The 10,302-nt window shown below is 66.9% G+C and carries 11 protein-coding genes; 3 read left to right on the forward strand and 8 right to left on the reverse strand.

Annotated elements, in window-relative coordinates; genetic code table 11:
* Nucleotides 1-143: 143 nt before the first annotated feature.
* Nucleotides 144-2,987 (reverse strand): TonB-dependent receptor plug domain-containing protein, encoded by a 2,844-nt coding sequence (locus tag VFE83_RS04950; protein ID WP_414674691.1) that lies wholly within the window; start codon nucleotides 2,985-2,987, stop codon nucleotides 144-146.
* A 185-nt stretch (nucleotides 2,988-3,172) separates the two neighbouring features.
* Here VFE83_RS04950 and apbC point away from each other — a divergent pair, with 185 nt between their 5' ends.
* The 3 genes from apbC to VFE83_RS04965 all read left to right on the forward strand — a co-directional run bounded on the left by apbC (nucleotide 3,173) and on the right by VFE83_RS04965 (nucleotide 5,502).
* On the forward strand, nucleotides 3,173-4,228 hold the full coding sequence (gene apbC, locus VFE83_RS04955) for an iron-sulfur cluster carrier protein ApbC (RefSeq protein WP_324903786.1): 1,056 nt from the start codon (nucleotides 3,173-3,175) through the stop codon (nucleotides 4,226-4,228).
* Nucleotides 4,229-4,363: 135 nt separating this feature from the next.
* Nucleotides 4,364-4,933, forward strand: coding sequence for a dCTP deaminase (gene dcd, locus VFE83_RS04960; protein ID WP_309261624.1), 570 nt, complete (start codon nucleotides 4,364-4,366; stop codon nucleotides 4,931-4,933).
* Nucleotides 4,934-5,001: 68 nt separating this feature from the next.
* A complete protein-coding gene (locus tag VFE83_RS04965; protein WP_324903777.1) occupies nucleotides 5,002-5,502 on the forward strand; it encodes an RDD family protein in 501 nt (166 codons plus the stop codon).
* Nucleotides 5,503-5,572: 70 nt separating this feature from the next.
* Here VFE83_RS04965 and VFE83_RS04970 read toward each other — a convergent pair whose 3' ends face one another.
* The 7 genes from VFE83_RS04970 to VFE83_RS05000 form a co-directional block, all read right to left on the reverse strand.
* Entirely contained in the window at nucleotides 5,573-5,869 is a 297-nt protein-coding gene (locus tag VFE83_RS04970; RefSeq protein WP_324903778.1) for a hypothetical protein, read from the reverse strand.
* Nucleotides 5,870-5,880: 11 nt separating this feature from the next.
* Nucleotides 5,881-6,540, reverse strand: a complete 660-nt coding sequence (gene pcp, locus VFE83_RS04975; protein WP_324903779.1) for a pyroglutamyl-peptidase I — start codon at nucleotides 6,538-6,540, stop codon at nucleotides 5,881-5,883.
* On the reverse strand, nucleotides 6,537-7,502 hold the full coding sequence (locus VFE83_RS04980; RefSeq protein WP_324903780.1) for a DUF979 domain-containing protein: 966 nt from the start codon (nucleotides 7,500-7,502) through the stop codon (nucleotides 6,537-6,539). The genes pcp and VFE83_RS04980 overlap by 4 nt, the downstream gene beginning before the upstream one ends.
* A complete protein-coding gene (locus tag VFE83_RS04985) occupies nucleotides 7,489-8,190 on the reverse strand; it encodes a DUF969 domain-containing protein (protein ID WP_324903781.1) in 702 nt (233 codons plus the stop codon). Before VFE83_RS04985 ends, VFE83_RS04980 begins: the two co-directional genes overlap by 14 nt.
* Nucleotides 8,190-8,942 carry a 5-oxoprolinase subunit PxpA gene (locus VFE83_RS04990; RefSeq protein ID WP_324903782.1) on the reverse strand — a complete coding sequence of 251 codons (753 nt, stop codon included), beginning with the start codon at nucleotides 8,940-8,942 and terminating at the stop codon, nucleotides 8,190-8,192. Before VFE83_RS04990 ends, VFE83_RS04985 begins: the two co-directional genes overlap by 1 nt.
* Before the next feature lie 15 nt (nucleotides 8,943-8,957).
* Nucleotides 8,958-9,122, reverse strand: a complete 165-nt coding sequence (locus tag VFE83_RS04995; protein ID WP_181902663.1) for a LiaI-LiaF-like domain-containing protein — start codon at nucleotides 9,120-9,122, stop codon at nucleotides 8,958-8,960.
* A gap of 27 nt (nucleotides 9,123-9,149) precedes the next feature.
* A partial coding sequence (locus VFE83_RS05000) for a 5-oxoprolinase/urea amidolyase family protein (protein WP_324903783.1) occupies nucleotides 9,150-10,302 on the reverse strand: 1,153 nt, incomplete at its 5' end.

Genomic DNA, 10,302 nt, shown 5'->3' on the forward strand with positions numbered 1-10,302 from the left:
TGCCGCGTCGGAACAGCGCGGTTGCGGCCAGTTATACCGCATCCGGCGGCGTACGGAAGGCGGCCCCAACGGGCGCGTGGCGCAGGTCGCAAAAAAAAAGGACCCCGCCTTGCGGCGGGGTCCTGTCCGGCAGCCTGGAGAGCTTACTTGCCGAAGTTGTAGCGCATTTCCAGATAGATCGAACGGCCGTACACGTTGTACAGGTAGTTGTTGTACGGCGTGTCTTCCGTGCCCGGGAAGTTCGAAGCCTGGTCTTCCGGCGTCTTGTCCAGCACGTTGTTGACCAGCAGCGACAGGCGGATGTCGTCGGTGGCGTCGTAGTTGAACGTCAGGTTGTAGGTGGAGTACGGCGCCCACCAGCCTGCACGCGCTCCGTTGATCGCCCCATCCCACGAGTCCGTGGCATACGCGACGTAGTTCGGCGTCTTGCCGATGCGGTTGGCGTACACGGTCGTGGTCCACTTGCCGATGTTCCAGCCCACCGACGCGTCGGCGCGGGTCTTCGCATAGGCGTCGTACACCCACATGTAGTACGGCTCGCGCAGCAGGTCGATCTCATCTTCGCCAGGCAGCGGCGTGACCGTGTGCTCGAGGTTGTTGGTGTAGTTGCCTGCGAACGCCAGCGAACCCCACTTGCCCATGTCGAGGACGTAGTTGAGGCTGGCGGTGACCGCTTCCAGCTTCTGCTGCGACACGTTGACCTTCGGCGTGTAGATGCGCTCGATCTCGCTGTTCGCGCCGCGCGTGACCCATGCCAGAGCATTGTCGCAGCTGGCCGAAGCGGTATTCGCCTGGCCGGTGCGGCAGTAGTATTCGGCCAGCAGCAGCTGGTCGCTGCTCAGCTGGTCGACCTCGTCGCGGATGTCCCAGTGGAAGTAGTCCACGGACAGCGACAGGTTGCTCATCGGAGCCCAGACGAAGCCCACGTTCCAGACGTCCGCCTCGATCGGCTGGAGGTCCGGGTTGCCCGACTGCTGGCCGAAATACTGCGTGTTGTCATAGGCGCAGTCATCGGTGTTGCCGGGGGTAAAGCCTTCCAGCGAGCAGCGGTAGTAGTCGGTGTTCGAGCTGTAGTAACCGCTGAGGCCCTGGAACACGTCGGAAAGCGTCGGCGCCCGGAACGCGGTGCCGTATTTGCCGCGCAGCAGGAAGCTTTCGACCGGGCGATATTCCAGACCGATGCTGTAGGTCGGCTTGTCGATCGTCTGTCCAGCGACCTTGAACGCGTCGTAACGACCCGCGACGGTGACGGTCAGGGGCTCCCACAGCGGCATGCGCAGTTCGCCCGTCACCGCGTAACGGTCGCGATCACCCGAGCCGTTGACCGAGGTCAGACCCCAGATCTCCGATTCCAGTGTCTCCGGGTCCTGCAACAGGCGAGCATCGGGCGTGTAGTCCCAGCTTTGCGTGCCGCCTTCAACCACGATTGCCAGGCCGGCGTCGCCACCGGGCAGCGAGAACAGGGACGCATTGGTCAACTGCGCACGCAGGGTGTTGTCTTCCGTCTTGCTGTCCGTATTGACGAAGCCGGTGAAGCTGGCGAAATCGGCCGGCGACATCGGCTGGTAGAACGCCTCGTAGTTCGGCTGGAAGACCGGGTAGATGCCGTAGTACGGATCCATGCCCTGCTGGGGGCCGAGCACGTTGGCGCGGAAATAGGCATCGATCGGGTCGGCGAAGCGGACCCAGTTGCGCTCGGTCAGCTTGTACTCGGTGCGGGTGAAGCCGACGTCCCAGTCCCAGTTGCTGCCGAAGGTACCGTTCGCGCCTAGGGTGACCTGGTACGAGCGGTTCTTGTCGGTGTTCATGATGTCCCTGTAGCCAAGGCCACCGATGTCTTCCGGCGAGAACGCGCGTTGCAGGTTGAGGAAGGCGTCCTGGTCGGGATCGTAGTAGTAGCCGTACTTGGCGCTGGTGCCCCACCACGTGTAGCCCGAACCGGTCGCGTACTCGACGTCCTCGTTGTTGGTGAGCAGGTCACCGTACAACTGGACGTTATCGTTCACGTCATAAGTCGCGTGCGCATAAACCTGCGTCGCTTCCTTGCCGTTGCGAATGGTGCGGTAGCCCGGCGTCATGAACGAGCCGCAATACTGGCCGATGCCGGGGCGCGAGCGCAGACCTTCCGTGCCGCCGAATTGACCGGTGACGTTTTCGCAGTTGTTCGGATCGAGGAAGAGATAGGTGTTGCCGGCGGAACCATTGATGACGACGTAATCGCGGCTTGCAGTCTGGGCGCTGTAACCGTCCGGGTTGTACTGCTTGGTCAGGTCACGCTGGTAACCCCAGATCGGATCGCGCGTTTCGTACTGGATGCCGCCGACGAGGTTCAAGCGGCCGTTGGCGCTGGTGAAGCCGTCGGAGACGCTCACGCGGAAGCTGTCGCCACCGCCATCGCTATACCAACCGCCACGCAGGTTGACCGAGAGGCCGTCGACGTTCTTCTTGAGGATGACGTTGACGACGCCGGCGATCGCGTCCGAACCGTACAGGGAGGACTGGCCGCCCGGCAGGATTTCGATGCGCTCGACCAGGTCGACCGGAATGCCGCTGATGTTGTTGAACGTGTCCGAGCCGTTGTACAGGGCCGGATAGTTGGCCATGGGGCGGCCGTTGATCAGGTATTTGGTGTAGCCCGGGTCCAGGCCGAACATGCCGGACGCCTCAGCGCCCTGGGTGAACGACGCAGAGGTCTGGCCGCCTTGCAGGCCGCCGGTCTGGAACGAGGACTGCTGCAGCACGTCCGACACGCTGGTAAAGCCGCGCATCTGGATGTCTTCGGCCGAGATGACCGTGACGGGGGTGAAGGTTTCGACTTCGGTCTGCGGGATCAGCGATCCGGTGACCGTAACCTTGTCGATGTCGGTTGCCGACTGCGAGGCGTCCGAGTCCTGCGCGAACGCGGTGCCGGCGACGGGCATCAGCGAAGCGACGAGCAAAGCGGTGCTCAAACGGCTGCGGCGCAGCCGATTATTGGATACTGGCATCTGGTTATCCCCTCAATGAACTTCAAAACGACAACTTTCCGTGCCCCTGGTCAACTTTCGAATGTCAAGGCCAGGTAGTCGGAACGTAACATGCGTTTAACAACGATTTGGTTGTCAGGAAGTTCTCGCCAAATTCAGCAAAGAAGGTCGTTCCCGTGAGTCGTGAAGAGTCGCTGCAAGCCCGAATCTCCGCCCTGCCGCTGGCGGATGTAAATCTCAGTCTGGCCGATGCCGGTGCGCGCATCCGGGTCGTCGCAGCGGACGCGCGAGCAGCGGTGGAAATCGTGGCGGGCTTTCCGTGCGACTTGCTCAAGCCTTGGCTGGAGGCGGAGATCGCGCGGCTGGCGGGCGAGGAAAACCTGACGCTCGCCCGTCTGGAACTGCAGTCGCGCATCACCTCGCATGCGGTGCAGCCTAATCTTTCGCCGCTGCCCAACGTGCGCAACCTCATCGCCATCGGTTCGGGCAAGGGCGGTGTGGGCAAGTCGACCACGGCGGTGAACCTGGCCCTGGCGCTGGCGGCGGACGGAGCGCGCGTGGGCGTGCTGGACGCCGACATCTACGGGCCCAGCATTCCGACCATGCTGGGCCTGAGCGGCCGGCCGGACAGCCCCGACGGCAAGACCATCGAACCGATGCGTGCGCATGGCGTTGAAGCGATGTCGATCGGGCTGCTGGTGGACCAGGACACGCCGATGATCTGGCGTGGGCCGATGGCGACGTCCGCGTTGACCCAGTTGCTGGGCGAAACGCGCTGGGGCAGCACTCAGGGCGACGGGCTGGACTACCTCATCGTCGACCTGCCGCCCGGCACCGGCGACATTCAGCTGACGCTGGCGCAGAAGATCCCGGTGGCCGGTGCGGTCATCGTCACCACGCCGCAGGAAGTGGCCACGCTGGATGCGCGCAAGGCGCTGAAGATGTTCGAGAAGGTGCAGGTGCCGGTGCTCGGTCTGGTCGAGAACATGGCCGTGCACGTGTGCTCCAACTGCGGCCACGCCGAGCATGTGTTCGGCCAGGGCGGCGGCGAGCGCATGGCTGCGCAGTACGGCGTGCCTCTGCTGGGCAGCCTGCCGCTGGAAATCGGGATCCGCGAGCAGGGTGACGCCGGAGTACCGATGGTCGTGGCGGCGCCGGACAGCGCCGCGGCGCGGGCCTACCGGGCGACGGCCCGGCGGATGGCCATCGAACTGGCACGCAGGCCGCGCGTGGCGACGCCACTGTCGGCTTCGCTGGTCTGACGTCGAGGGGAGCAGTGGGGCGCCGCCTGGGCGGCAGCTCCTGTTTCCGGGCCTGCTGCGGCCGCCCGGCCTCCCCGTTTCCCGCCGTTCCCTGACACAATCCGCGTTCCCGCAACGCAAGGCACGCCCCACCGCATGAGCATCAAGTCCGACCGCTGGATCCGTCGCATGGCCGAGCAGCAAGGCATGATCGAGCCGTTCGAGCCGGGGCAGGTCAAGACCGCCGCCGACGGCCACCGCATCGTCAGCTACGGCACGTCCAGTTACGGCTACGACGTGCGCTGCTCGCGCGAGTTCAAGGTGTTCACCAACATCAACTCGACCATCGTCGACCCAAAGCATTTCGACAGCGGCAGCTTCGTCGACATCGAGAGCGATGTCTGCATCATCCCGCCCAACTCCTTCGCGCTCGCCCGGACGGTGGAGTACTTCCGCATCCCGCGCGACGTGCTGGTGGTATGCCTGGGCAAGAGCACCTACGCGCGCTGCGGCATCATCGTCAACGTGACGCCGCTGGAGCCGGAATGGGAAGGCCACGTGACGCTGGAATTCAGCAACACCACGCCGCTGCCGGCGCGCATCTACGCCAACGAGGGCGTGGCGCAGATGCTGTTCTTCCAGTCCGACGAAGTCTGCGAGACCTCGTACAAGGACCGCGGCGGCAAGTACCAGGGCCAGACCGGCGTGACCTTGCCGCGTACCTGATCCAGACGTGATGCCCGGCGCGGGGGCGCCGGGCACTCGATGTTTCTCAACTCGACAGGGGAATCGAAATGGAAGAACAGAATCCGTACCAGCGGCCGCAGACGCACGTGGCCGATGCGGCATGGGGCGAGCTGCAGCCGGCCAGCCGCCTCAAGCGCCTGGGCGCTGCAATACTCGACACCATCATCGCGCTGGTGATCGTGCTGCCGATGATGATGTTCGGCGGGTATTTCGACACGATCGCGCAGGGTGGCCCCGGTCTCGCGATGCAGCTCGCCTGGGGCGTGCTGGGGTTCGCGGTGTTCGTCGCGGTGCACTTCATCCCGCTGAAGAACAACGGCCAGACCTGGGGCAAGAAGGCGGTCGGCGTGCGCATCGTCGACATGCAGGGCCAGAACCCGGGCCTGGGCGTGCTGCTGGGCCGTCGCTACCTGTTCTCCGGCGGCATCGGCCTGGTGCCTTTCGTCGGCGGATTGCTCAGTATCGCCAACGTGCTCTTCATCTTCCGCGGCGATCGCCGCTGTCTGCACGACCTGGTCGCCAACACGCAGGTGGTGGAAGCCAACTGACGCGCAACGCGTTCAACAGGCACAAAAAAGGCCCGCGCATGCGGGCCTTTTTGTTGGCGCAATGGTTTGATCAGCGACGCACGTAGGTGACGAAGAAGCCCTGCAGGTCGCCGTTCTCGGTGTAACCCACCACGCTGACCACGTCGTAGCCGCTGGCGTTGAAGGCGCGATGCGACTGGTTGAGTTCGTCGGCCGAGCCGCTCTTGCGTGCGCCCAGGTCGACGTCGACATAGATGCTGATGGTCTGCTGGCCGGCGCTGGCGGCCGCCGCGGCCTTCTTGTCGTAGTAGGACTGCGACGCGGCCATGGCGAGCGTGGGCAGGAGCAGGGCCGCGCTCAGGACGGTAGCGGCAACGAGGTGGCGCATGTCGGGTTCCTCTAGTGGGTGGTGCCCGCGGCGATGCGGACGTCGTGCTGGACGGTGAGGGCGATGGCCGTCGACAGGCGCAGCGCCTGGCTGACCACCGCAGGTGGAAGGCTCGGCGCGCCGGGGTGCAATGCGGCCTGCGCGGGCGAGTAGGGAATGTGGATGAAGCCGCCGCGTACGCCGGGCTGTTCGCGCAGCGCATGCATCAGGCCATAGAACACGTGGTTGCAGACGAAGGTGCCGGCGGTCTGCGAGATCTCCGCAGGGATCCCGGAACTGCGCAGCGCCGCCAGCATCGCCTTCACCGGCAACCCGGTGAAGTACGCGGCCGGGCCGTCCAGCACGATGACCTCGTCCACCGGCTGCGCGCCGGCGTTGTCGGGGATGCGCGCGTCGTCGACGTTGATGGCCACGCGTTCCAGCGAGATCTGCGTGCGTCCACCCGCCTGGCCGACGCAGATCACCAGCGATGGCATGAGTTCTTCGATTGCGTGCCGCAGGGCATGCAGCGACGCGCCGAACTCCACCGGCAGGCAGCGTGCGACCACGCGATGGCCGGCGATGATTTCGCCTTCCAGCGCCTGCACGGCCTCCCAACTGGGATTGCTGCTCTCGCCGTCGAACGGCGCGAAGCCGGTCAGCAGGACGTGCGGGAAAGGCGTCGCGGTCATGGGAAGGCCAGCCAGTACATCAGGGCGAGGTTCACCAGCAGCAGCGGAATCGCCGTCGGCAACTGCGTGCGGATCACCGCATTGGGATCGTCGAGTTCGAGCAGTGCGGCAGGCACGAGGTTGAAGTTGGCGGCCATGGGCGTCATCAGCGTTCCGCAATAGCCCGTGAGCATGCCGATGGACCCGAGGATCGCCGGAGCCGCCCCGTGCTGCTGGATCAGCAGCGGCAGGCCGATGCCCGCGGTCATCACCGGGAACGCCGCGAACGCGTTGCCCATGATCATCGTGAACACCACCATGCCCAGGCCATAGGCGATGACGCAGGCCAGGCGGCTGTCGGCGGGAATCAGCGCGGAGACGATCGACGCCACCGCATCGCCGACACCGCTGGCCGCGAACACTCCGCCCAGCGTGGCCAGCACCAGCGGCAGCAATGCGGCCCAGCCCATGGTGTCGAGCAGGCGCCGGCCTTCGCCCAGCGCGACGGACGGTCGTTCGCGCGTGATCCACACCGCCAGACCCGTCGCGAGCACGCAGGCCAGCGCGAGCCCGATCAGGGTGATGCTGCCCTCGCCGAACAGGCGCGTACCGCCGAACGCGATGCGCTCGCCGAAGAGCACCACCAGCACCGTCGCGACCGGAATCAGCAGCGCCGGCCAGAACAGACGGTGGCCCAGGCGCTCCGCAGAGGCCAGCCGCAGCGCCTCTGGCGTTTCTGCGATGTGCTCGCGACGCATGCGCGTGGCCAGCAGCGCCAGCGCGATCACCGCGCCGCCGGCGATCTGCGAGGGCAGGGCGTTGCCCGCCTCGGAGGCATCGAGGATCGGTTTACCCGCGGCGAACAGCACCGCCAGCACGCTCCAGAACGCGGCATGCGCGTAGCGGCGCTCGCACAGGTTGCGCCATCCCGCGTACAGCACGAACGCCGCCAGCAGCAGGTAGAAATGCTCAATCGACAGCATCGGAGTACTCCGCCGCGGCTGCCGTACGACGATCCAGTGCGCGCTGGAAGAACACGATGCGGATCGCGTGGATGACGAACGCGGCGATCGCGGTGGGAAGGGCCCACAACGCGATCTGGAGCGGCTCCAGTGCGATGCCGTGCTGCGCGTAGAAGCCCTGGATCAGCAGCACCGCGCCGAAGGCCAGGAACACGTCCTCGCCGAAGAAACGGCCGACGTTGTCGGTGGCCGCCGACAACGCGCGTACCTTCTGCGCGTCATCGCGGGACACCGGTCCATGGGGTTTTGAGGCGGCCGACTCGGCCATCGGCGCCAGCAGCGGTCGCACGGTCTGCGCGTGGCCGGCGATGTCGATGAGGCCGAGCATGCTCAGTCCCTGGCGCACGGCGAGATAACCCGTCAACAACCGCGCCAGGGTGAGGCCACGCCAGCGGGCTATCCAGCGCAGCGCGTGCTCGCGCAGGCCGGCGCGTTCGAGCAGGCCGATGGTCGGCAGCGTCATCGCGAACATCAGCAGCGCACGGTTGGACACGAAGCTCTCGCCCAGCAGAGCCAGCAGCTCGCCGATCGACTTGCCTGCGGCGAGTCCGCTCACTAGGCCGGCGCTCACCACCACGATCACCGGATTGGCGCGCAACACGAAGCCGACGACCACCCACGCGACGCCGAGCAATGGCCAGTAGTTCATCACTGCGCACCGATCGCGGCGATGGCGATGCCGTCGGCCTGCAGTGCGTCACGCACGGCGCGCGCGAACTCCGCCGCATCGCTGCGATCGCCGTGCAGGCACAGCGTGTCGGCTTGCAATTGCACGATCGAGCCGTCGGACGCGACGACCTCGCCCTGCAGCACCAGGCGGCGCACCTGGGCGATGGCCTGGTCGAGCGATTCGATCACCGCGCCTGGAGTGCCACGTGGAAGCAGGCGGCCGCGTGCGTCGTAGCCGCGCTCGGCGAAGACCTCGTGCGCGACGCGCAGGCCGTGATGCTGACCTGCTTCGGTCAGCGCCGAGCCGGACAGGCCGAAGAGCACCAACGAGGGATCGAACTGCGCGACTGTCGATGCAATCGCATCGGCCACGGCGCGGTCTTCGGCGGCGAGGTTGTATAGCGCCCCGTGTGGTTTGACGTGCGTGAGCCGCACGCCTTCCTCGCGCGCGATGTCGTCCAGGCGCTGCATCTGGGTGCGCACCATGCGTGCGACCTCATCCTGCGCAACGGCCAGCGCACGCCGGCCGAAATGCTCCGGATCCTCGAAGGAGGGATGCGCGCCGGCCGCGACCCCGAATTGCCGGCACAGCCGCAACGTCGCGCGCATCGTGTCCTCGTCGCCCGCGTGACCGCCGCAGGCGACGTTGGCGGAGCTGACGTGCGGCAGGATCGCCGCATCGTCGCCGCAGCCCTCGCCGAGGTCGCAGTTGAAGTCGATGCGCGCGTGCACGACGGTGGGCGCGGATTAGCCGCGCTTGAACAGCATGCCCAGGCCGACCACGATCAGGATCGCGGGCCACCAGGTCATGAGCAGGCGGCCCAGGCTCATGTCGGTGAAGCCCAGGTTGTTGAGCAGGAACAGGGTGCCGATCACGACCAGCACCAGCGCGCCGACGATGTTGGATTTCATTGGGAGTCCGCTTGGAAGGGTGGAAGTTCAGATCGCGGGCAGGCGCGCGTCGATCATCAGGCGGATTCTGGCGAGCCGCGCACGCGCCGCGCAAGCCAGCTGGTGCGCGATGGCCTCGTCGCAGGGCGCGAAATGCAGGGTCTGTCCCGGAACGCACTGGGCCAGCCGCGGCAGATCGGTTGCGATGACCCGCCCGAGCCGCGGATAACCGCCGACGGTCTGCGCATCGGCCAGCAGCACGATGGGCGAGCCGTCCGCCGGCAACTGGATCGTGCCTGGCGCTACTGGTTCAGAGGCGCCATCGGCCGGTGGAGCCGCGAGCGCGTCGCCTTCCAGGCGCAGGCCCTGACGGTTGCTGCGCGCGGCGACGCGCCAAGCGCGCGTGGCGAGCGCGGTTGCGGCCGGGTGCGCGCCCGGCACGTAGCGGATCGCGATCCCGTCCTCGTGCGCAGGGTCGATCCACCAGGCCGGTGCCCGCGGTTGGGTCACATCGATCGGCGTCATGCGGCCCAGCGGCACGCGGTCGCCGGCGACGAGCGCGCGGCCCTCCAGGCCGCCGAAGCCGCCGCGCAGGTCCGTGCTGCGGCTGCCGAGCACCTGGGCCACTTCGATGCCACCGGAAATGGCCAGCCATGCACGCGCGCCACCGCGCAGCGAACCCAGCTCGAGCGTGCCCACAGGCAGCTCGACCGGACGTCCCATCGGCACTTCATATCCATCGAAACGCGCCGCCACGCGCGCACCCAGCAAGGCCACGCGCACGGGCGTTTCGAAGCGGAGCGTCGGGCCGCGCAGGGTGAGTTCGAGCACCGCCGCGTCTTCCGCATTGCCGACGAGGCGATTGGCCAGCCGTGCAGCGTTGCGGTCCAGCGCGCCGGCCTTGGCCACTCCGAGGTGGCGCCAGCCCGGCCGGCCGAGGTCCTGCACCGTGGTGAGCAGGCCGGGGCGGATCACGTGGACCGCGGGGCCGTTGGCGGATGGCGGCTCGGCAGTCGTCGCGGGTGCGTGCGGATGCTCCAGTTCTTCCGCGCTGACCGGAACGAAGCGCACGTGGTCGCCGGGTTGCAGCAGCGAAGGCGGCTCGCGCGCGGGGTCGAACAGCACGCAGGGCGTGCGCCCCAGCAGGCGCCAGCCACCCGGGCTTTCGCGCGGATAGATGCCGGTCTGCGCGCCGCCGATG

The organism is Lysobacter sp. (assembly GCF_035655815.1).
Lineage (GTDB): Bacteria > Pseudomonadota > Gammaproteobacteria > Xanthomonadales > Xanthomonadaceae > Lysobacter_J.